17 protein-coding genes, 3 pseudogenes and 1 CRISPR repeat array are annotated in these 21,401 nt (G+C 45.6%); of the genes and pseudogenes, 4 read left to right on the top strand and 16 right to left on the bottom strand.

What is annotated here, in order from left to right; translation table 11 throughout:
• Nucleotides 1-200 precede the first annotated feature (200 nt).
• The 9 genes and pseudogenes from NYE69_RS04700 to NYE69_RS04660 form a co-directional block, all read right to left on the bottom strand.
• Nucleotides 201-692, bottom strand: a pseudogene (locus NYE69_RS04700) (YitT family protein); the annotation flags it as partial.
• Between the two features lie 155 nt (nucleotides 693-847).
• Nucleotides 848-3,271 carry a TOTE conflict system archaeo-eukaryotic primase domain-containing protein gene (locus tag NYE69_RS04695; protein WP_340924499.1) on the bottom strand — a complete coding sequence of 808 codons (2,424 nt, stop codon included), beginning with the start codon at nucleotides 3,269-3,271 and terminating at the stop codon, nucleotides 848-850.
• Between the two features lie 89 nt (nucleotides 3,272-3,360).
• Nucleotides 3,361-3,657 (bottom strand): helix-turn-helix transcriptional regulator, encoded by a 297-nt coding sequence (locus NYE69_RS04690; RefSeq protein ID WP_227877173.1) that lies wholly within the window; start codon nucleotides 3,655-3,657, stop codon nucleotides 3,361-3,363.
• Nucleotides 3,657-4,037 (bottom strand): type II toxin-antitoxin system RelE/ParE family toxin, encoded by a 381-nt coding sequence (locus NYE69_RS04685; protein ID WP_227877182.1) that lies wholly within the window; start codon nucleotides 4,035-4,037, stop codon nucleotides 3,657-3,659. The genes NYE69_RS04690 and NYE69_RS04685 overlap by 1 nt, the downstream gene beginning before the upstream one ends.
• 218 nt (nucleotides 4,038-4,255) lie before the next feature.
• Nucleotides 4,256-4,897 carry a hypothetical protein gene (locus tag NYE69_RS04680; protein WP_340924489.1) on the bottom strand — a complete coding sequence of 214 codons (642 nt, stop codon included), beginning with the start codon at nucleotides 4,895-4,897 and terminating at the stop codon, nucleotides 4,256-4,258.
• Nucleotides 4,894-6,120, bottom strand: a pseudogene (locus NYE69_RS04675) (glycosyl hydrolase 115 family protein). Before NYE69_RS04675 ends, NYE69_RS04680 begins: the two are co-directional and overlap by 4 nt.
• Nucleotides 6,121-6,502: 382 nt before the next feature.
• Nucleotides 6,503-6,799: a hypothetical protein gene (locus tag NYE69_RS04670; protein WP_340924486.1), complete on the bottom strand. Its 297-nt coding sequence runs from the start codon at nucleotides 6,797-6,799 to the stop codon at nucleotides 6,503-6,505.
• A gap of 374 nt (nucleotides 6,800-7,173) precedes the next feature.
• A complete protein-coding gene (locus NYE69_RS04665; RefSeq protein WP_340924483.1) occupies nucleotides 7,174-7,485 on the bottom strand; it encodes a hypothetical protein in 312 nt (103 codons plus the stop codon).
• Between the two features lie 86 nt (nucleotides 7,486-7,571).
• Nucleotides 7,572-8,648, bottom strand: coding sequence for a DUF4236 domain-containing protein (locus tag NYE69_RS04660; RefSeq protein ID WP_340924480.1), 1,077 nt, complete (start codon nucleotides 8,646-8,648; stop codon nucleotides 7,572-7,574).
• Nucleotides 8,649-8,868: 220 nt separating this feature from the next.
• Between NYE69_RS04660 and NYE69_RS04655 the strand changes: the two genes are divergently transcribed.
• The 4 genes from NYE69_RS04655 to NYE69_RS04640 all read left to right on the top strand — a co-directional run bounded on the left by NYE69_RS04655 (nucleotide 8,869) and on the right by NYE69_RS04640 (nucleotide 12,079).
• A complete protein-coding gene (locus NYE69_RS04655) occupies nucleotides 8,869-9,408 on the top strand; it encodes a hypothetical protein (protein ID WP_340924477.1) in 540 nt (179 codons plus the stop codon).
• A 262-nt stretch (nucleotides 9,409-9,670) separates the two neighbouring features.
• On the top strand, nucleotides 9,671-10,420 hold the full coding sequence (locus NYE69_RS04650; protein WP_340924473.1) for a MerR family transcriptional regulator: 750 nt from the start codon (nucleotides 9,671-9,673) through the stop codon (nucleotides 10,418-10,420).
• Between the two features lie 184 nt (nucleotides 10,421-10,604).
• Nucleotides 10,605-11,141, top strand: coding sequence for a hypothetical protein (locus tag NYE69_RS04645; protein ID WP_340924470.1), 537 nt, complete (start codon nucleotides 10,605-10,607; stop codon nucleotides 11,139-11,141).
• Nucleotides 11,142-11,332: 191 nt separating this feature from the next.
• Nucleotides 11,333-12,079 carry a hypothetical protein gene (locus NYE69_RS04640; RefSeq protein ID WP_326044202.1) on the top strand — a complete coding sequence of 249 codons (747 nt, stop codon included), beginning with the start codon at nucleotides 11,333-11,335 and terminating at the stop codon, nucleotides 12,077-12,079.
• Between the two features lie 168 nt (nucleotides 12,080-12,247).
• Here NYE69_RS04640 and NYE69_RS04635 read toward each other — a convergent pair whose 3' ends face one another.
• The 7 genes and pseudogenes from NYE69_RS04635 to cas8c all read right to left on the bottom strand — a co-directional run bounded on the left by NYE69_RS04635 (nucleotide 12,248) and on the right by cas8c (nucleotide 21,400).
• Entirely contained in the window at nucleotides 12,248-12,502 is a 255-nt protein-coding gene (locus NYE69_RS04635; RefSeq protein ID WP_128631162.1) for a SunI/YnzG family protein, read from the bottom strand.
• A gap of 621 nt (nucleotides 12,503-13,123) precedes the next feature.
• Nucleotides 13,124-13,273 (bottom strand): annotated as a pseudogene (locus NYE69_RS04630) (DUF2179 domain-containing protein); the annotation flags it as partial.
• 145 nt (nucleotides 13,274-13,418) lie between these two features.
• Nucleotides 13,419-16,520: a CRISPR direct-repeat array (repeat unit 32 nt; unit sequence ATTTCAATCCACGCACTCACGTAGAGTGCGAC).
• A gap of 170 nt (nucleotides 16,521-16,690) precedes the next feature.
• Nucleotides 16,691-16,981 carry a CRISPR-associated endonuclease Cas2 gene (gene cas2, locus NYE69_RS04625; protein WP_128631161.1) on the bottom strand — a complete coding sequence of 97 codons (291 nt, stop codon included), beginning with the start codon at nucleotides 16,979-16,981 and terminating at the stop codon, nucleotides 16,691-16,693.
• A 10-nt stretch (nucleotides 16,982-16,991) separates the two neighbouring features.
• On the bottom strand, nucleotides 16,992-18,023 hold the full coding sequence (gene cas1c, locus NYE69_RS04620) for a type I-C CRISPR-associated endonuclease Cas1c (RefSeq protein ID WP_340924457.1): 1,032 nt from the start codon (nucleotides 18,021-18,023) through the stop codon (nucleotides 16,992-16,994).
• Nucleotides 18,020-18,679, bottom strand: coding sequence for a CRISPR-associated protein Cas4 (cas4, locus tag NYE69_RS04615; RefSeq protein WP_240752575.1), 660 nt, complete (start codon nucleotides 18,677-18,679; stop codon nucleotides 18,020-18,022). Before cas4 ends, cas1c begins: the two co-directional genes overlap by 4 nt.
• Nucleotides 18,669-19,520 carry a type I-C CRISPR-associated protein Cas7/Csd2 gene (cas7c, locus tag NYE69_RS04610; protein ID WP_240752282.1) on the bottom strand — a complete coding sequence of 284 codons (852 nt, stop codon included), beginning with the start codon at nucleotides 19,518-19,520 and terminating at the stop codon, nucleotides 18,669-18,671. The genes cas4 and cas7c overlap by 11 nt, the downstream gene beginning before the upstream one ends.
• The gene (cas8c, locus tag NYE69_RS04605) at nucleotides 19,517-21,400 is read right to left on the bottom strand and encodes a type I-C CRISPR-associated protein Cas8c/Csd1 (protein ID WP_240752281.1); all 1,884 of its coding nucleotides are present in this window, start codon (nucleotides 21,398-21,400) and stop codon (nucleotides 19,517-19,519) included. The genes cas7c and cas8c overlap by 4 nt, the downstream gene beginning before the upstream one ends.
• Between the last annotated feature and the right edge of the window lies 1 nt (nucleotide 21,401).

The raw sequence follows: 21,401 nt of genomic DNA, 5'->3' as shown, positions 1-21,401 counted from the left end.
TCTCCAAGTAACGATATGTGGAGCGGTTTCCATCTTGACGACCTCTATAATATCAATGACTTTGATGGTAAAAGCAAGTGACGATGGTTTAAATAAAGCGATAAACAAATTGGCGAAATTCGTTATGGCGCTAACCAAGACAACCTTATTCGGTTGTGGTTTGTTAACTGTAGCGGTTGGAAAACAGCAAGCCGATCCTTTCACTTCGAAATATCCAAAAACCCTCGCCAAACACATCCCGCACGTCGTGGATGGTGAGAAACGTATTTGTCGATGGATTTGACAATCTTTTTAAGTGTGGATACCTCTTGCTTGCTGATGACGATGTACAGGACTTCCTTCAGATTTTTTGTATAGTAGACATGGCCCGACAGCACCGTGATGCCACGGTCCATTTGGGTAATGACCATTTCGGCGATGTCGTTTTGCTTCTCCGAGATAATCGTAACGGCCTTTTTGGGATTCAGCCCCTCAATCATGAAGTCCATCACCTTCGTCCCCACATACAAAATGACGATGGTCAGCATCAGCTTTTCCGCAACGATAATAAAATAGGAGGAAAAGGCCACGATCAGATCGAAAAACAACATCGCATAGCTAATATTCCAATCGAGATATTTATTGGCGATCCGGGCTAAAATCACGGTTCCTACCGTCGTTCCCCCGGCCCGTACGATCAGGCCGATTCCCAACTATAAAGTCAGTATGACCTTTACACTTTAATTCGCTATCCAATTCACTTGAAAAAGGGCTTTGTGCAAGGATCATCGACCAAATCAAAAACGAGCGATGCTAGAGGGAATTCCTACACGCCGCTCGTTCTATTGCCGCTAACCTTGCAGATCACCTAAAGAAGCTCAACCCCCGTATACCCCATCGCCTTGTACCCCTTAACTCTTTTCTTGAACATACTCATTAAAATCGGAACCTGCAGATCTACATAATCGTATATCCGGACTTCCGTTTTATTTGAGTGTGAGCGATGAAGGCGGCCTGCGTATTGCTGTAGCGTTCCCTTCCATGAAATGGGGTGCACTAAAAATAAGGTGTCCAGCCGTGCATCATCAAATCCTTCGCCAATGAGTTTTCCTGTCGCGATCAGCACCCGTTCTTCATGATCTTGCACGCTGGCGATTTTCTGCCGCAGAGCCTCACGCTGCTTCTTCCCCATTCCTCCGCGCAGTACAATGACATTCTTGGCGAACTTCTCAAGCCGATCTTGAAAATATTCTACATGACTCGTACGTTCAGTCAGCAAAATGGGTGATCTGCCTTCGTCTAGACATTTCAGCAGATCGTCAAAGATCATTTCGTTCCTCGCTTCGTCAGTGACCAGCATCTGATAGATATCCTGTATGCCGGGATTTGATAGCTGTTCTGTTAACCGGAAAGTTGTGTATCTAGGGATGACTTTATGTTCCATTCCGCGGGAGGCTGCCTGTGACTTTGCATCTACCCGGAATCGAACCGGACCACATTGCATAGTAACAATGGGATGATGTCCATCTTGTCGAATGGGTGTTGCAGTCAACCCGAATATATACTTTGCTTTCGCCCTTTTTAGCACCTGCTCGAAGCTAAAAGCCGATACATGGTGGCACTCGTCAACGATAATTTGCCCGTATTCGCCGATATATTCTTTAACTACTCCCTTTTTATTCAAGCTTTGAATGACTGCAATATCAACCAGGCCAGTCCGCTTTTCTTTACCGCCGCCAACTATACCAATCTGTTTGGGATCGATATTCAAAAAAGTGCTCAGCCGTTCTTTCCATTGGTCCATTAATTCACGACGATGAACAAGCACCAAGGTGTTTATTTTTCTCCTGGCTATGATCGACGCAGCCACGACGGTTTTGCCAAAAGCCGTTGTCGCTGAAAGAATTCCTGTTTCATGAGCCAAAATCGATCTTGCTGCCGCATCTTGCAGCATCGTCAGGGTTCCATTGAATTCGAAATCAGTAGAGCTTCCCGCAACTCGCTCATCCGTGATCATCGGTTCAATGGAGTGTTGACGCAGAAGCTCCAGAACTTCCTGCATACACCCTCTCGGAAGCGCAACGTGTTTTGGAAAATCCTCCGCACAGCTAATCACACGCGGCTTACCAAAAGTAGACAGTCTCATCGCCTGGGTCTTGTAAAAGTCGGGATTTTGAAAAGTGGCCGAGCGAAAGATTCTGTTGACCATGGCTGGCGGCAGGCCATTTTTCTCGATATAGATCATATCGGATAAAACAACCTTAACAGTTGCAGGCAAAGGCCCATTAATCCGTTCATCGGCCTGGAAGCTTTGCCGCTGTTCCCAAGGATTCTCTTCTTTCGCATCCGTGTCCACGTATCCAACGTTTAGAATAGTTCCATTGCGTGCAGCCGTTTGGACGAAATCCATAACTTGTTGCCGATCCATTTTCTTTAGTTGAGCCAAGAACTTCCATTGATCCTCATAAGGCCGAAAATGATCATCGACAAAAACGCTATTACCCTTCTTTCTAGGAGCCCCCTGTAAGGGAAGCGCAATTAAATTCCCAAATCCTCCTCTTGGAAGGGTGTCCTGGTTTGGAAAAAGACGGTCATAGGAATCTAAGCCTACCTCATATCTCCGGCCCATAGTTAACGTTAGAATAGCACATCCAAGCTTTCTGGCCAGACTGGCGTCTATATTTTCTTCAAAAAAGATCCAAATATGCCCTCCCTCTCCCGAACGAGAACGTTCTAAAGCCGCGGGGATGCCATGTTCCCTGCACACCACCATAACAGCCAGAGCATCTTCCTGCCATTTTTGCTTATCGAAATCCATGGCCAGAAACCAACATGTCTCGTCTAGGAGCATGGGGTAGACCCCAATGGTTCGATTAACTCTCGAATCTAAATGTTGACTAACCACTTCGTCGGTCACAGGCAAAAAATCTTGATGCTGACATTCCGAGCATTTCACCTGCGGCTTCTTGCAAACCGCTGTCCACTCGTTTCCGCAAGCAGGAGAATACCCCGATCTCCCCGCTTTGTTTTCCCAGCGTATAGGGTAAACATCTTCCCGTCCTTTAAATAAACTGCGAAACAGTCCGATCTTCTCAGACGGTGATGAATAATTGTGAACCGAGTTAATCGTGTTGTCATCGAGCACGGCATCCTTAGTTCCATCATCCACAGTTTCAGCAATTGACGAGGTCGTCTGGTACTTGGATAATTCTTTTCTCAGGTTTTCGTTTTCTTGTTTTAATCGTTCAATTTCCAACAAGGCCAGCTGAAGCTTATGTTCAATACTGTTCATATCTCCTCCGGAAAATAAAAGCGAAAAGCCCAGACTGTTCCGGGCTGCTTGTTAAGATATTGAGTTGAACGTATGAAAAACATTACCTATTAGCCTATACTTACAGTTGCGGCCTCCTCCGCTCCATGCAAGCTTAGCTTCATCCCCAGAGCCATGGCTAATTTAAATACGGTATCTAAGCGGGGAATAGATCCGCCATTTTCAATACGAGCAATAGACTCCTGATGGAGCCCTACTTTATCGGCCAGTTCCTTTTGTGTCCATCCGAGTTCAATTCGTCTTTGATGAATAGCATTCACGAGTTGTGCAACCGCTTCAAGCTCATTCATCCGTATTGGATCTATAGACTGTAACTCCTTCTTTTTTTCACTCCAGTTTTTCATCATCAATCGCTCCTCCCTTTTCTCAATAGCCAACTGTCCATTCGTCTTTTAGCAACCGCAATTTCCTTTGGAGGTGTCTTTTGCGTTGTTTTAGTGAAGTGATGTAGAAGAACCAAATGATTTCCCTTCCATCCAAAAAAGAGAATACGATTATGACCTGGGCGTAGCTCCCATATATCCCCTGAAATCCTCTTAGTAAACCTCTCACCAGCTCGTGTTCCGCTCTCTTCTAATCGATTCAAACAGTAGATTATCTGTTCCAATTGAACTCTTGCATTCTTATTATTGAGCGCGGCAGCATCAAGCTCATCAATGAAGTCCTCAACTGGCTTATTACCATTCTCGTCCTCGTAAAATAATATATTATACAAAGCTGCCTCCATGTTTATAAGTATACTCTCTTACCCCCCTTATTATAACATATAGATCATAAATTATATATCTCCAGTGTTGTGAAAAATCCAACAATGAAAAAGCCCGCTTCATCAGCAGGCTTTAGTCGATCATCAAGAAGAATAACCAAGTTTCGAATCTTTATGTACAACCGATTTTTTGAGTTTCCCTCAATAATGCTGAACCTCCATTCACATCGCCCAAGAAGCTACACCAACCGCCCCGAATCCAATACCCCCAGCTCAATCAGTCTCTCCTCCAACAATTCGGCAAGCCTGTCATCAGGTAGCGGGTTGCGGTGCGTATTTTCCAGATAAATATGTTTCTCCGTTTCTGGCATTAGGTACTCTTTGTACCAAAGAAACAGATCCGGGCTATCCCCATGCATCCGAAGGAACGAGCGCAGCGTGGAGGTATGATAAATGGTGTTGCTGATATTGGTCAGCCAGTCGGCGCGGTAGAAGTGTTCCCATTGTCCGGACTCGGCTGCGCGCAAGGCTTCCAGCCCCCGGCTATAATGCCGTACCGCACGCGCGGCATGGACGAACGCCTGCGGATAAGCCCAGGAGCAATAGTCCGCGTATGCATTGCAGATGGAAGCCAGCCCGCGGCAGCCTGTCAGGTGAAGCTCGATTTGCACCAGCATTTGGATATATAGTCTGCGGCTATTCTCATCCGACAGTCTTTGCGCCACCGCGCGTCCCCGCTGCTGCAGCGCTTCCCAGCCCGGGATGGCCTGTTCTGCGCGGCTTCGAAACCAGCGAACCTGATCTGCGAAGCTTACATCTCCCGTAGCCCAAATCAGCCGTTCATGGGTGCAGGTTTGTCCCTGCAGCCAATGCCCGATCATCTGTCTTGTGGGATGATGATAGAATTCCTCCCCAGCTCTTTCGTCCTCATGGGCGCCGTAGGGAAGGTGCAGGCGGCATAATCTTCGTACAACCTTATGATGTCCGGTCGTTCTTCGCCGTACATCCGCTTGATAAACCCAGTCAAATGCCGCTGCGCATCCGCATCCTCGTTCCGCCACATCTCCGCCGTGAAATCAAGCGCGTTGAGATGGGGCAGGATATTGCCGCTGTTAACCAGCAGATAATCCTTTGCTCCCGCCTTGAATGCCTTGGTCAGCTCCTGCTTGATGAGCTCTACAGGCGAAGGAAACATCGTGAGATGGTTGGAGGCCTGCAAATCATGAAACGTAACATGATAATAAAGCCCGTGCTTTCCGCCCTCACGGGGACCCGGAAGTGCCGGAATCCGCAAATTCAAGTTGCCTTGCCGGCGCGAAACCATTTTCCCGTAACCATTATCGGCCCAGATCTAAATGATCTCTTCCGGCAGACGGATATACCCTTCTTTGTACAGCTCGGCCAATTCCCCATACAGGGCCATGCAGCAAACGGGCTGCTCCACCCTGGCCTTAACCATGTTGTACTGTTTCTCAATCACCGCAGAAATGAGCTCGCCGCGTTTGGCGGGCGTATCGAATTCGGGATCGTTCTCCCAGAAAGGCCGGTCGCCCTGCCCGCGAAAGCTCAGCACCCAGACGACCCGCTCGCCCTTCTGTCGCTCAATGGCCTCCATCCACAACCGTTCGAACAGCGCCGGATGTTCCTTATAGCTGGCCGTCTTGCCCGGAAAAGCCCGCAGAAACATTTCCGCCCCCAGCGGCTCGGCATGATGATGCGTAACATACAGCCCCATGTCCAGGGCCAAACGATGATGGATTCCGCTTCTCGGCAGGTCCGTACCGGGGATCACCATATTTCCCCCCAGCCTCAGCAGCGTTTCGAATACCGGCTGCCACACTTCCGCCGTAGGCGGATATTCTGTCTTCCATCCAATCAGGCAGACCTCATCGTTCACAAACCAGCCGCGATAAGCCACTGCCGCCGGGACAGAAACATACGGAACATCGGCGATCTCGATCCGATCCCTTTTGGCTGGCGAAAGTTCCGCCCAGAACCAGAGCGGATCCACCCCCAGGAAAACCCGGCTGTAATGAAGCAGGCCGTACACTAATCCCAGGTCGTCCCGGCCCACGATATGCAGGAACCGGTCTTGTCCCAGCATGACCGCATAAGCCTCCGGCCGGTCCGGGCACTCCTCCGCGCTTGCCGCGTAGCGAACGCGGATACAAGCGATTCGGCCATCCGTTTCTTGGTGAAGGCTCATCTGCCGAACGTTATCCGCTGGTTCGGACGAAGGTTTGAGCCCGAATACTTTTTCATGATCGCGGTAGATCATCTCCAAAGCGTGACGAACCGGACTGGATACCGTTTCCGGCTCAAGATAAACCGTATTTCCGTCAATATAATGCATATTACCGCCTCCTCTGCCTATTTAAGTTGAACTATTGATTAAGCGGGATAGGAACAGCCGGGTGTTTAGTTCAACTTATATAGAATGTCAGCCGAATCTTTATACGCTTTTGCAAATGCAAATCCAGATCCTCCTATCCTTTCAAACCGGTCGTCGCCACGCCCTCAACCAGGTATCGTTGAAAGACGAGGAAGACCGCCACGACCGGAATCAGGGATATGACGGACATGGCGAACAATCGGCCGTAATTGCTGAATGAATTGGGATCCAAGTATAAATTTAATGCCAACGAGACCGTAAACATGCGGGTCGAACTGATGAAAATTAAAGGCTGGAAGAAATCCTGCCAGATCCAGTAAAACGAGAAAATCGTCGAAGTAATAATGGCCGGCGTGACGAGCGGCAACACAATGCGGAAAAAGATCCCCATTTTGCCGTAACCGTCGATCTCGGCGGCTTCATCCAGATCCAGGGGTCCGCCTTGTTTATGATGAAGCTTTCCGTAAAGGCCCGAAAGCCGTTTATGACTTGCAGGATCAGATTAAACAGGACAACGGGCGTAAGCATTGGCAGCGTGATTTTGGAAAAACGCACCCAGCGGATCCACTTGGGTTCATTACGAATCAAAGGGGGAAGACCATGAGTAGGGCCGCAAAACGCTGGTATGCTATCATTTCACTTTATAATGACCATCCTGGGTATCCTGATGATTTACCCTTTGATTTGGTCCGTGGCCAGCTCTTTCAAGGACAATAGCGAAATCTTCGGGAACTCGTATTCGCTTTTTCCCCATGATTGGGGACGTTATTGGGAGCTGCGGGCCAAAATCTCACTCGCTTTCGTTCGGAACGAAGCGGCTGCTTCTTCAGCCGTTGTTCTGTCGTACAGCTCCAGTTTCGTAATATCCGTAAACACATTTACGATTTCGGCATGACCGGACGGTTCCGGCGCGTCGAGCGGCGTCGTAAGCGGCGCAGCCTTAATAATAGAATATCTATAATTTAATTTCTTCTCAGAGGGTAATACCTCTTCCTTCGACTCATTATTATTTTCTTTCGCTGCTTTGAAGATGTATTTGAATAAACTCTTTTTCTTAAATTTCTCTACCCTGGACATTTCCGGATGACTCCCTTGATTTAGTACTTACTTGATTATATTAGCATTATGAAGTATATAGAGCCGATATATTGGCCCATATATCATCATAAAACAACCGATTGTTCCTCAACCCCGTCTCTCTCTTTCGCATAAAGGAAATCCGAATGATTCAAATATTCTTTTAAACCGTTCCCCACATCGGGGCGTGAAATTTGAATTAATTCATTAAGCCCCGTATCACTCTGAAAATGCAGTTTCGAATAAAGGACTACAGGCAATTGCTTATTGTTCTTAAATCTTCGATCCGGCCCACCACTTTTATTCACATATCTCCAGGTTTTATCAACGATGGTTGTGTCTCTGGGGACTATGCCATCTTCAATAAATCGGGTATTGGAACATTCCAATATCAGGCTTCCGTAACTAACTGCTCCAACCTTTCTCCGCTGTACGACTAGGATTTTATCGGGAAAAAAGTACAGTTTCTGTTTTCCAACCGGTATACAGGGAACCTTAACGTTGGTCTTTATGTATTTGGGAAGCGAATAGTTGATTGAAATATGACTTCGATGAATCAGCGTCGATGCACCGGCATGATATTTCCGATCCCGAACGTGCCCCGAGGCCGAAACATGCCATTTTCGCTTGGCACTGATTATCTCATTGAAAGTATTATAAAATGCTTGAATTTTTGATTCTGCAGCTTCATCAATGTCATACACAATAATTGTCGTCTTTCTATATTTATCTAACAGATACAATGCAGCAATAGACAGCAAGCCTATAATCATAAATGAAGTTGAACTTAATAAAACTGTTATTGCAACTCCTATTGTCCATAAAGGGAATAATTTATATTTTTTGTTTATTTCATATAGCAGTTCTTGCGAATTTGAATCGAAAATATCTAACGCATCGTTACTTTCAATTTCATGCATAACAACATCGGGAGGTTGACTAGTCTGCATATTCTGTTCATGAAGTACCGTATTATTCGCATTTCTTCTTTTTCCGATCATGGTTTTATAATAAAGCCCGTTTGCACCAATGCGAACATAATTGCCGCGGGGACTTATACCAAAACGAAAGCCTTTAGTTCCAACGGAAGCTCCAATCCCTGACTTGGAAAAATTGATCCTCAACCCTCCAAATGATATGGACTTTCTAAAATAAAAACCCATATTTATCCCCCCTCCATGTAGTAAATTTGAATTCAAAAAAAATAGTCACTATGTCCTACTTATTTCTACACTATCCAACATGTTCCTCCTATGGTTTTCTCTTTTTAGTAGTCTCTCGTTCTTAGTTCATTAATCCCTCCTTTAACAACACTCTACACAAGCGTATAATTGGAATATATTGGGGGGGCGTTAATAATAAATACGAGGATGATTTACTGAAATGGTTAAATATAATTGGTATCTTAGAGGATTCGTATTGCTCCTTCTCCTATCACTTTCTACTCTCATTTACCTATCGCAAAGGGAATCTTATAGTCAGATCTCTGACCTCCATATTGAACAACTACAGGAAAAGGAGCATATTGAAATACTTGATGTAAAAATAAATAACGGCCTTGATCAGCCCTTTGCTTATGTTTTTTACAAGAGGGGTTACAAAATAGGGGCTTGTATCGTAAGAGTAATTAATAAAAAGCTAGAGTACAGTATGGACTTAATGCTTAACGAGGATAATAGCAAACCTGTCCAAGTTTTTGGAATTCGAACGGGATATCCTTATCTCATGATTCAAATCAATGACGATCACCTTCTCAAAGAAGGCCGCTACATTTATGCAACATTTAATCAAACAAAGTGGCATCGATTCGACATGGATGGCTCAAGAAGGAACTATATCGTTTCTGGTGACTATGACGAGGCATCGGACGGAAGATCATCTATTCAAATATACAATGAGAAAAAAGAATTGATATTTGAGTAAGTTCTCAACTGGTTTATCCCTTTTCCCCCAATCTGCCGCGAATAGGCGGTTTTGTTTTTCCTATAGTCCCCGATTGCGGCGGCTTCATCCAGATCAGGGGCAGACCGCGGAAAACTGCACCATCAAAAAGATAAAAAAGGCGCTGTCGAAAAACCAAGGGATGATCAAGGAAACCAACGTGCCCGATGAAATGCAGTCTTTTTTATAAAAAAACTTGACTCCCCCCTTAGGGGTTAGCCGATTATTGTTTTGAGGTGATGAAATGCTTATAAACGAAGCCTGTAAAAAAAGTAAGCTTACGAAAAAGGCCATGGAATATTACGAGGCCAAGGGGTTAATTTCTCCTGAAATACTTGAAAATGGTTATCGGGATTATAGCGAAGCAGACATACTTACACTCAAAGAAATATCGGTGTTGAGAAAGTGCGGAATAAGCGTTACGGATATTAAAAATATTTTGTGCAGCAAAAATAAATCCGCTGCATTGGCAAAGTGTAAGTATGTTACAGAAATTAGGTTGCAACGGCTTCAAACGATTCAGCAATGTATGGACAATCTGATCCGTAGTTACGATGTTGAAAGAGAGTTTGACTATTTGCAAGCTCATGACGAAAATTTGCTCACTATAAAAGAAAGACTTGTATTGGCTTTTCCCGGTAACTATGGACTATTTTTGTCTTTACATTTTGGCAGATTCTTGGACGGAATTGTTGATACCGATGAAAAGCGCCAAGCTTACAATGAAATCATCAATTATCTTGATGATGTGGAATTGCATTTGCCTCCAGAGTTATCTGAGTACTTGGAAGAAATTTTTACGTTGAACGAAAGACTTGATGTTGTACAACTTGAGAAAACAACCAATAAAGCTATGGCTGAAATGTTAAATAATACGGAAAACTATTTAGCCCAACACCATCAAGAGATAGAAGAATATCATGCTTATCTGAAGTCAGACGAATTTTTAAATTCTCCCATAGCAACCAAATTAACCCCATACCTTCTTTGTTAATGTTTAAAAAACAGACTTGCTGAATCGGAGTAACATTATTTTAACTTCCTTATCAAACTTTGTTATCACTATGTGAATACTCTTTTTAGTTTCTCAGATATAATTTTTATCGTGCAAGGAGAAAGGGGTACATAGAGTTGAAGAATGAAATGAATCGTACGTTTTTGAAAGGAGAGATGCTATAGTGCGCCGAATATCGCTTATTGGTTTGTCTTTCGCTTTTTGCTTGATCCTGTTGGCGGCGTGTTCGAATCCAAACCCTGCCGGCCAGGAAACGGCCGGGAACGCGGCGAACAATCCCCAAAGCGAAGCAGCCGGAAACGAATTGACCGAGCAAGATATGAAGCTGGGCCAACTGGCCATTGGGCAGACGATGGACAAGGTCCGGGAATTGTTGGGTGAGCCTTCCGAGGAAACGATAGCGCATGGCATCGGAGATCCCGAATGGATCTATAAAGATAAAGGCGTCGAGATCGATGGAGGAGGATATGTCTGGGGGATCCACGCGACAAGTCCCTTCTCGGGGGTCACACCCAGAAACATTGGTATAGGCAGCACGGTGGATGAAGTAAAAAAAGCCTACCCCGCTATTGAAACCTCGCCATTAGATGAAGGAATTTTAATCCAAAAATCAACGGACAACAAATATATGCTCCAGTTTTCCATAAAGGACGACAAAGTGGCCTTTATCGTGTTGGTCCAAGACCTTGTTATCAAATGATATAGAGTCTTGGACCTGCAATTACCGAGCAGACCTCTCTGAAGCAAACCATTGATCACTCATTCGGGATGACAGCCATAAACTCGGTCTCCCGCTTATCCCGATAGTTCCCTCAGTTAAGATAATGTAAATCTCATTTTTATGTTCTTTGATATAATTTCCGGCAGACCGATTGAAAGGAGTCCAAAGAGTTGAAAAAAGAAGTTGGTGTATTGATGTTATTAAGTGTTGTTTTGCTTGCGGGATGTGGTTCAGATAAGCCTGTTACCCAAGAGTCAGGCGAGTCTCCCAGTAAACAAGTAACAACACAGCCGGAACAAGAGACTGATGCGAAATTGCTTGGGTCTTCCGAGAACAAAAATGTAAAGCTTTATGAAACAACAGATGGAGTAATTGTAGACGTTAACGGCAGACAAAAGAAATTTGATTGGAGAATATTGAAAGGAGTATCTAAACCATGGGTGTCCTATGTTGATCTTACAGGGGATGGTAAAGAAGAAGTGATCGTCATTCTTGTTACCGGACATGGTTCTAATTTAGGTACTAATGAAGCTCATGTATTAAACGGAGAAAACCTTTCAGAAATAAAGATACAAAAGGGTGAGGAAATTGTTGCGGATTTAGAAACTGAAGTTAAACAAAATGGTAATGAACTGCTAATTAAAGCTAAAGGAAAAGAATTCAAATTCAGCAAGAATGTCAACGAGCTGGCGCTAGCACATGAGCCGGATGATAAGTTTGAAAACAAGCTTTACTTTGGTGATATAATTTTACATGATTTAAAGGATCAGAAACTGACAGTTAACATAGGCGGATTTGTTACACCAATTAATGGCGTGCTTCCTGATCACGTGTGTACTTTTCACGTAACGTATAAATATGATCAAGCTCTAAATGAGTTTGTTGCAGATCAAATTGAAGTTACCCCTGATGAATAAAAAAAGAAGCTGGCCCGCTCACTCCCTATTACAGGTGAATCGCACAATAAAAGAGGCTGTCCCTAAAGTCAAGTTTATGACCGTTCGGGACAACCCCTTAATGTGTTTAGTTATTTGGCAGGTCGGTGCATCCTGCATCTTTTTATGGAGCTGAGCTGCATTCAAGTTTTACAAATACCCTTTAATCCTATTCATAAGAGTCTCGCCATTTGTGGTAAACAAGATATAAGTATTTGAAGTTGTTTTGATAAATATCCGATCCGTAGTACCGTAAGGGGTTCCGATTCGAATTGCATTTTTTTCTTCGCCGCCGTACGTTTCATCAAATCCTACTTCTTCAACATCTTTTAAAAGGATTTCTGTCTTCGATAGCTGCCAAGTAATAATGAGTGTATCATTTTCCTTTTTCACATTTATGCCCATCCTATGATCTCCTCCCTCTATAAAAAAACTGATGGCGCGTGAAGCCCTTAACTTGATTTTTCATTATCCAATTTCAGCGGCGCAAGTAAATTTATTACAAATATATAAATCGGGTGGATGATCATAGCACCAAGGCTCAACAGCCCGACAACGGGAGTTGGGAGCTCCCCGCGATCCACTATAGGAAACAGAGAACTAAATGCGAAATTTATCAATACAAAATACGGAAACCACAGAACCATCGAAATGAACCTTAGTTTTGTGGTATTTTCAGCAAAGTATTTTCTGGTCAAAATAACGAATACAATCGTAAATAAAATAAACATGATGAAAATGAGAGAATAAACAACTTGGTTAACTAAGGACAAGTCCCATCCAAACACTCTACCGATCCGGTAGATATTTGCTAGCAGTTGTATAGGGAAAGATAACATTACCGCGAATCCAAAACTCATTATATTGATTTTCACAAAACTCTTAATAGTAACCATCTCCTTGTTGCTCCATAAACAAATTATACCAGGTCGAACTTCAGCACATAGTGCTATCAGCGTCTTGCCAACTTACTTATTGAGAAAAACCAAAAACCACAACCAAATAAGGTTGCGGTTTTTTTGTCACTCACTTCGAAATATCCAAAAACCCCTCGCCAAACACATCCCGCACGTCGTGAATGGTGATAAAGGCGGATTTGTCGATGGATTTGACAATCTTATTAAGCGTGGACACCTCTTGTTTGCTGATAACAATGTATAGGACCTCCGTTTCCTCCGTCATTCCCCCGCCCGTACTTTTCCTCTCTATCCCCGGCTATTTAAGGACTGAATATTTCTCAATCGTTTGACCATTTGTTCGAGAAAAAGCTCATTCTGCTGGTGCGACTATGTCCGGGTATTCCGCCGTGAGCGTCGCATAACTTTCAATCCACGCACTTACATAGAGTGCGACCACTGGATACTGACGCGAGCACATGAAGCTTTTTCTGATTTCAATCCACGCACTTACGTAGAGTGCGACGGCAGATCCAGGTACATACAATATGGCCCCCAAATTTCTATCCACGCACTCACGTAGAGTGCGACTGGCAGCTTGGGGACATCGAGTTCAATCACCAGTTTATTTCAATCCACGCACTCACGTAGAGTGCGACCCGGCGCGCGGCCACTTTTCCGACTGGCCGATAAATTTCAATCCACGCACTCACGTAGAGTGAGACTGTAAGATCATGCAAAACCCACCCAAATTGATCCATTTCAATCCACGCACTCACGTAGAGTGCGACGTATTATGGCGAAACGCCACGGTGATGTACTTCATTTCAATCCACGCACTCACGTAGAGTGCGACCTACGGCCACCACTTCGTTAAGCCATATTCGGTCTATTTCAATCCACGCACTCACGTAGAGTGCGACTGCACGCGCAAGTAGTAGCCGCCGCTTAAGTCTCATTTCAATCCACGCACTCACGTAGAGTGCGACGCGAAGCTGCAATGGAAATCGTAAAAGCTTCTGCTATTTTCAATCCACGCACTCACGTAGAGTGCGACAAGTGCTCCTCGGCAAGCTGCGCGGGGCCGGCAAGGTATTTCAATCCACGCACTCACGTAGAGTGCGACAGTGGTTAAAAGCTTCGGCCCGGAAACCGCGCCGGATTTCAATCCACGCACTCACGTAGAGTGCGACGCGATTAAGCCACCGACGTGCTGATGTTTTCGAATTTCAATCCACGCACTCACGTAGAGTGCGACGCCACCAGCTCCTATCCATGTCACTCCATCAGTCATTTCAATCCACGCACTCACGTAGAGTGCGACATCATCGTAGTTCAGCGCGTACAGTGCCATAGTCGATTTCAATCCACGCACTCACGTAGAGTGCGACTTTCGCTCGCGAGCCGAGGCGCTAGGCATCCCGCTCATTTCAATCCACGCACTCACGTAGAGTGCGACGGGTCCGAGTGTTTCCACAGGATATAATCGATCTATTTCAATCCACGCACTCACGTAGAGTGCGACCTCATATAATTTGGCATTGTTCCATAAATATCCGATATTTCAATCCACGCACTCACGTAGAGTGCGACCCGAATACAGATAAGCTTGATATTCTTCCACCGTCATATTTCAATCCACGCACTCACGTAGAGTGCGACGGGCAAATTTGCTGATAACTCATTTTCCCTAATGAATTTCAATCCACGCACTCACGTAGAGTGCGACCGAAAATCGAAATTGAAGTAAGACACTTAGGGGCAATTTCAATCCACGCACTCACGTAGAGTGCGACTCATTGCATTTCTGCATGCGTCACAAAGGCGCTTTATTTCAATCCACGCACTCACGTAGAGTGCGACGAGAGTGACGACGTGCCTATCACAAATATTGAAATTTCAATCCACGCACTCACGTAGAGTGCGACGATCGTCGGAAGGACTTCGCCGGTTACCCATTTGCGATTTCAATCCACGCACTCACGTAGAGTGCGACAATCCTAAGACCTGTATTAATGCCGAGTTGAAACATATTTCAATCCACGCACTCACGTAGAGTGCGACAACAATGCATTGCGCGTAGTGCCTTCTAATGCAATTTCAATCCACGCACTCACGTAGAGTGCGACGGGCAGCCAGAGTAAGGATCTCTTTCTCTGAAAATTTCAATCCACGCACTCACGTAGAGTGCGACGATACAGGAAGCCCTTAACTATGCCCAAAGTCTATTATTTCAATCCACGCACTCACGTAGAGTGCGACCTGATCCGGGTATCTATATTTGCGTAAGACGGCAATTTCAATCCACGCACTCACGTAGAGTGCGACCCTAACGCCTTTCCCCCAGCAATGAGAGCAAGGAATTTCAATCCACGCACTCACGTAGAGTGCGACAATTTTACAGCGAATGCTTGATCGCGTATCGAATATTTCAATCCACGCACTCACGTAGAGTGCGACGTTGAAGTGCTGATAAAGCAGCCATACCTATATGATCTTATTTCAATCCACGCACTCACGTAGAGTGCGACGATATTTGCTCATGGTCATTCTCCTTTCATACTTCATTTCAATCCACGCACTCACGTAGAGTGCGACTCTGGCGTCTCACAGCCAGGAGTTTATACATGCGACATTTCAATCCACGCACTCACGTAGAGTGCGACACCATTACTCGGGGTTAGCCCCTATACGGATATAATTTCAATCCACGCACTCACGTAGAGTGCGACTCCTCCAAACTCCCATGCAAATGTACGGTTCTCATTTCAATCCACGCACTCACGTAGAGTGCGACTACTTCGGATAGGAGAGGATTTACCAAATCCATATTTCAATCCACGCACTCACGTAGAGTGCGACTGGAGCAGCGAGCTGACAAAATTCTGAAGGGAGAATATTTCAATCCACGCACTCACGTAGAGTGCGACTATTGTAGTCCCTAAAATTGGCGATTGGTGCATTATTTCAATCCACGCACTCACGTAGAGTGCGACCTAAGGGTAGAGGGACAATACGCGATCCCTAAGATTTCAATCCACGCACTCACGTAGAGTGCGACACGCCTCCAAGAGCAATTCAGGAAATGCCTAAAATTTCAATCCACGCACTCACGTAGAGTGCGACGTATTTTGCTAAAGCTAACTGCTCATAGGTCAATATTTCAATCCACGCACTCACGTAGAGTGCGACTCCCTGTTTCCACGCCTCGATGATCTCTTTCTTTTATTTCAATCCACGCACTCACGTAGAGTGCGACGAATGATTGCCGATACCGTTAATGCGGCGGGTGATATTTCAATCCACGCACTCACGTAGAGTGCGACAACGCCAGCAGGGTTATTTTGTTAAGTTCAACGTCATTTCAATCCACGCACTCACGTAGAGTGCGACCCGATTCAAATTTATCCAGATGTGTCCCAACAAATATTTCAATCCACGCACTCACGTAGAGTGCGACACAAGTTCGGTGTGGTCATGGAAGAGCGCATGTCCATTTCAATCCACGCACTCACGTAGAGTGCGACAGCGGGCCTTGTGAACCCTTGAGCCACAAGGCCTCACATACCCAAAAGTGCGAACCCATTTTGCGAGCACGAAATTTTTCCATTTATTTCAACCAAAATCTCTATAAACCCTTTAATGACGCGGGGTGCGAACCTCCCAGGGATTTTATGTGCGCTTGGGGTTCGCACCGCTAGAAGATAAGCGGCTCCTCTAAATCTATCGATGGTTTGGCCCCAATATGCTCTACTTTGGTTTTGTAGTTATTGCCCAACCGATAAAATCGCAAGCTATCTTTTTCTTCATCAATTAACTGGGTTAACTCCAATTTCAGAGCAGTGAACTGGGCTGCATCCACAATGCACTCAAACACGGAATTCTGCACCCGCTGCCCGTAGTTCTGACATGCCTTGGACACTTTACGCAGCCTTGCAGCACCTCCCGCCCCTGACGTTTGAACATCATATGTAATGAGCACAAGCATCCGGACTCACCTACTTCCATAAAAATGGCGGATACTCATCTAGATCACCGCGCAAGAAACGGGCCAATAATAGCGATTGAACATACGGAACCAGCCCCCAGGGGATTTTCTCACCGAGATACGGGTGTGTGATGCTTTCCTGCTTTTTGGTTTGCCATGCCTTCAGAAACATTTTGCGGGCCTCGTCCGTCATTAGCACAGCCCCGTTTTCTTTGGTAACAAAATCGCTCGATGTCACTTCTTTTCGATTGATCAGCGAAAGCACAAATCGGTCTGCATAAATTCCTCGCAGCTCTTCCATTAGATCTAAAGCCAGGGACGCACGACCAGGACGGTCTTGGTGCATAAAGCCCACGTAAGCATCGAGGCCCACGGTCTCCAGAGCCGCAGCCGTATCTTTAGCCAAGAGAGTGTAGGCGAACGACAGCATGGCATTTACGTTATCCTTAGGGGGTCTCCTGGATCTCTCGTGAAAAAAGAAGCTTTCCTTCTGCTGAAGTATCATTTGATCAAACACACGGTTATAGTGAACCGCCGCTTGGCCTTCCCAGCCCCTTAAACTTTCCAGGTTGTTACTGTTGCGGACTTCGCGCAAAATATCCGACAGCTGGCTCGAGACGGATTTAAATTGTTCAACATCAACTCGCAGCGGATAGTCTCGCGTCATACGCTCCAGGATCCACTTATGGTTATAGACTTTGCCTGTAATGAAGTTTCGTGCGATCTTCGTTGCTTCCTCTTCATTATCAGAAATCCGGTACTGCGTCTTTCGCAAAATGACATTTCCCCGGCTCTCACCGATTACTCTTGCCAAAAATCTCCCGCTTTGTGTCAAGAAGGTGATGGAAATATTACGATCAGCACAATAACCCATTAACGCTGGACTAGCCCCCGTGTATCCAAAGCTCACGATCGACTCCAGATTATGAAGCGGCAAGCGACCAAGCTTCTCATCATCTTTGAGCAGTAACACATTGTCGCCATCAAGCGCCAAGTAAGTATCAGGCTGAGTAACATATAACGTATTTAACAGCTTTCTCATTCACTCAGCCTCCCCTCGATGTAGCTTTGGACAGAGCGTTTCTGCAGCAGATTGGGCACACAGATGTGCTGCAAGGAGCAGTTTTTGCAAAACGGCCCCGTCTTTACCTTCGGCGTATGACGTTTATCGTAATAATGATGCATTTCTGCGGCCATTTGTCTCACTTGATCTCGCAGCATGTCACTAATCGGAACTTCGATGCGATGCTTGATTTCGTTGTAGAATATGTACCCTGTGTCGACGCGGCACAGCATCATCTCTTCCAGGCACATCGCTTGAGCTGCTAGCTGAATGACGTCTTCATCGCCTTTTTTCGGCTTCCCCCGCTTATACTCAACCGGGTAGACCTTATAGGTGCCTTCTACTCCCGCCAATTCTACTCCATCCGAGTCCTGGATAAATTCAACCACATCACAGATTCCGCTTAGCTGCAGTTCCTTGGACTGAATCGGCATCGCACGAACAATCAACTTGTCTCTGCGCTTCTCCTTGATAAACGGTTGATCCGCTTTTTGGTGCAAATGCTGGCCTTCGATGGTTCTGACATTTTCTTCCCACTGCTGTTCGATATGAATCAGGGCCCACTGACGTTTGCAAAATTGGAAATGCTGGAGCCCTGACAGCATCAAATAGCGGTCCTCGTCATTAACGGCCATCAATAACCTCGACATTCAAGCCATCGAGTTCCTCTAGTTCAATCGTATAATCTTCAAATCTTTTTGGTTCAGGAGTTGTAGAGTATACTTTTAAAGACCGGTGCACTTTGGCCGACGAATATTGCCCCAACTTGGAAGAATGATTCCACCAATACACTTTGTGGACTTCCATACTGCCGTCGGGACGAGCAGAGGAACTGTCATTTTCAAACAGTGTGATCAACGCCTGCTTAATTTTCTCCGCATCTTCTTCCGTGAAGCCTGTCTTCTCCGCAAGTTGTGTATTAATGCTGCCCTTAAACACATACACGCCGAAATCCACACGATGCTTCATGCCCATCGTATCGGAGCTGCGCTTGTCCCCCGTTACGGAGTTTACACTTTTGGTAATCTGCGTGCTGACAATATCGATTGGATCAATGCTTGTTGCAGTATGGATAGACACAGGACCACGGACGCCTACAGACAGCTCGGAACCTTTAAAAGCAAATACTTGCCCAAAGCTGCGCACATCAATCCATTCCTGACAAGCAAGTTTGGCAAATTCATCAGCCGATGCATTTTTTGCTTTCAGCATCTTCGCGAGGTCCGGATGGGCATCCGCACGTTCACGCAAACTTTTGAATTCATCCGCTTTTCTGTCGTCCGACTGGACAAAAACCTTTTCTCCCATATCCAGCAAGCGGTTGCGAATTTTGCGTTTGATGGCAACATCGGAGATTTCTCCGTGGCCGTCATAATTTTGACGAGGTCGATTGCCGTTTAGCGGGTCCCCGTTCGGATTGGCTTTTGTTACAGATAAAATAACAGCAAAATCGATTTTATGACCAAGCGTGCTCATTCGTTTGTATCCTCCTCTTTTTTCTTATAAAGTTCACGGCGCTGACTATAGAATCCAAGCAGATATTGCTCTGTTAAAGGAGCATTATTAAACTCGACATCCTTAAATTGATCGGCGATTTCATCAATCATCTTGGATAAATAGGTAGCTTTCGTTCCCAGCTTGGCCTGATAAGGCTGCAGGCTGGCTTGAATTGTTTTCCAAGTTCGGCTAGGATTCTGGGCAAAAGAGTTCATATAACGAATCGCGTTGGTAGACCTCGTCTCGTCTTTGCCAAGTGCTCCTCGTTCCAGCACATCCGCCACAGCCAGCAAGCGGCCAAACAGATAACTCCGATCCCTGGATTCGGTGTTTAGCGGCACATTCCATTCCTCCTTTTGTTCCAGCAGCATTTTTCGGATCAATGCGCATGCAATGCTTAGCGTCTTCTCCCATTCCCACCGTTCCATCGAAACCGGATTCGAAGCCCGGTGAAAGGCACTCCTAACAATGTCTCGGGGAACTGTACGTTTATCGACAATGCAAGGGATAATCCGCTCCATTAAACCTTTGACGATCTTTTCGCTCGCTCTTGGGCCGTAAGCAGCAAAAGCAATATCTTTGGTCGCCGGCGCCCCATAAAATGAAACAAACTTCTCTTCGTCCCTGCGGTACCGATGCTCCCAGGCACAAGACTTATGCCACTCTTCCAGACGGTTCAAATACAGCTCTTTATTCAGATGCCGATAGTAAAGCACCGCCATCCGGCCCGTCGTTGCCGAGTCCAGAACGAGAATATTCACCTCTGCTTGATATGTAAGATCATTCCGGAACCCGTCAATCGCTCGTTTTACCTGGTCGGCATAAGGCTTGTCCGTATCCGGTTCCCTTTCCATCTCCCGGCCTAAATGTCGCTCCATATCAACGATGTCTTCGTCGGTATTTGGAACAGGATTATTATCGTTGCCCCACACTAGAAAAACGCGTTCATCAATCGTTTTCCCTTGACGGTGAATCAACCATTTCAAAGCATTGTGCGCTTTCTGTGACACCTCATAACTGATCGATACCGCTTCCCTGCTCGTTTTGAAGCGTCCGCGAAAGGTGAAGCCGGAATTGTCATTCGCAGAAATTAACTTTGCTTTGTCTGCCGCATGACGAATTTTGTTCGCATGCCGTTCCGTACTTGGACGTGTTTCTCCGGTAACGAAACAAACATCCTGTTCCCCCAGCTTCTGATTGTAAAAGGCAATAAACGAATCAAACATCGCTTTGTCTTTCCAAACATCCTCCGGTGAATCAGGGGTGAACACATTAAATCTGATAAAAGCGCTGGATGTCTCTGCAGCCCCGCTTGAGAAAATAGGCGGCTTTTCCCCGAGCTTTGCCTTGTATTTATCATCCCATTTCTCTATCAACCGACCATTCTCGTCAAGCTTGATTATTTTTGCGGCAACCAAGTCCTCTATTAACCGCCCCTTGCGCAAATACGTATAAATACATTTCAATTTCTCAGTGGCATATGGCGAATTGGCCCATTCCTCCAAATTGCGGATGTACTTATCAAAAGGAACCTCATCCGGATTTTTAATCTGTCCGCCATACTTGACGAAGTCGCCAGCGACATAACTTAACTTGTCATGTAACGGGTATGGAGCAACCTTGGAGCCTGACCGACTCGCTGATTCTTCTGTACAGGGGATTAAGGTGCTTTCCTTCTCCAACACTCTGGCCTCAAGAAAGTCACCATCTTCATCGATCGTCACTTCAATATGTGCATTCTGGGTCGTGTGAGAAACCGGCAGCAGCGTGTACTCCCGGTCACTACGTTTTTTCACCGTTTTCCCGACTTGATCCAGATTAGCCTCATACGTTTCATATAGGTGGAGCAGCCAACTCATC

It is taken from the genome of Paenibacillus sp. FSL R5-0527, from assembly GCF_038008055.1.
Lineage (GTDB): Bacteria > Bacillota > Bacilli > Paenibacillales > Paenibacillaceae > Fontibacillus > Fontibacillus macerans.
Note: the sequence above shows the minus strand (reverse complement) of the source record. Positions and strands in the feature narration are given on the sequence as shown.

Bases quoted from the DNA above. Each gene is read 5' to 3' on its own strand.
- cas7c (WP_240752282.1), bottom strand. From the start codon at position 19,520: ATGAGCACGCTTGGTCATAAAATCGATTTTGCTGTTATTTTATCTGTA.
- cas2 (WP_128631161.1), bottom strand. From the start codon at position 16,981: ATGCTTGTGCTCATTACATATGATGTTCAAACGTCAGGGGCGGGAGGT.
- NYE69_RS04655 (WP_340924477.1), top strand. From the start codon at position 8,869: ATGGTTAAATATAATTGGTATCTTAGAGGATTCGTATTGCTCCTTCTC.
- NYE69_RS04635 (WP_128631162.1), bottom strand. From the start codon at position 12,502: ATGGGCATAAATGTGAAAAAGGAAAATGATACACTCATTATTACTTGG.
- cas4 (WP_240752575.1), bottom strand. From the start codon at position 18,679: ATGGCCGTTAATGACGAGGACCGCTATTTGATGCTGTCAGGGCTCCAG.
- cas1c (WP_340924457.1), bottom strand. From the start codon at position 18,023: ATGAGAAAGCTGTTAAATACGTTATATGTTACTCAGCCTGATACTTAC.
- NYE69_RS04660 (WP_340924480.1), bottom strand. From the start codon at position 8,648: ATGGGTTTTTATTTTAGAAAGTCCATATCATTTGGAGGGTTGAGGATC.
- NYE69_RS04665 (WP_340924483.1), bottom strand. From the start codon at position 7,485: ATGTCCAGGGTAGAGAAATTTAAGAAAAAGAGTTTATTCAAATACATC.
- cas8c (WP_240752281.1), bottom strand. From the start codon at position 21,400: ATGAGTTGGCTGCTCCACCTATATGAAACGTATGAGGCTAATCTGGAT.
- NYE69_RS04680 (WP_340924489.1), bottom strand. From the start codon at position 4,897: ATGATCGGGCATTGGCTGCAGGGACAAACCTGCACCCATGAACGGCTG.
- NYE69_RS04690 (WP_227877173.1), bottom strand. From the start codon at position 3,657: ATGATGAAAAACTGGAGTGAAAAAAAGAAGGAGTTACAGTCTATAGAT.
- NYE69_RS04670 (WP_340924486.1), bottom strand. From the start codon at position 6,799: ATGGGGATCTTTTTCCGCATTGTGTTGCCGCTCGTCACGCCGGCCATT.
- NYE69_RS04650 (WP_340924473.1), top strand. From the start codon at position 9,671: ATGCTTATAAACGAAGCCTGTAAAAAAAGTAAGCTTACGAAAAAGGCC.
- NYE69_RS04685 (WP_227877182.1), bottom strand. From the start codon at position 4,037: ATGGAGGCAGCTTTGTATAATATATTATTTTACGAGGACGAGAATGGT.
- NYE69_RS04695 (WP_340924499.1), bottom strand. From the start codon at position 3,271: ATGAACAGTATTGAACATAAGCTTCAGCTGGCCTTGTTGGAAATTGAA.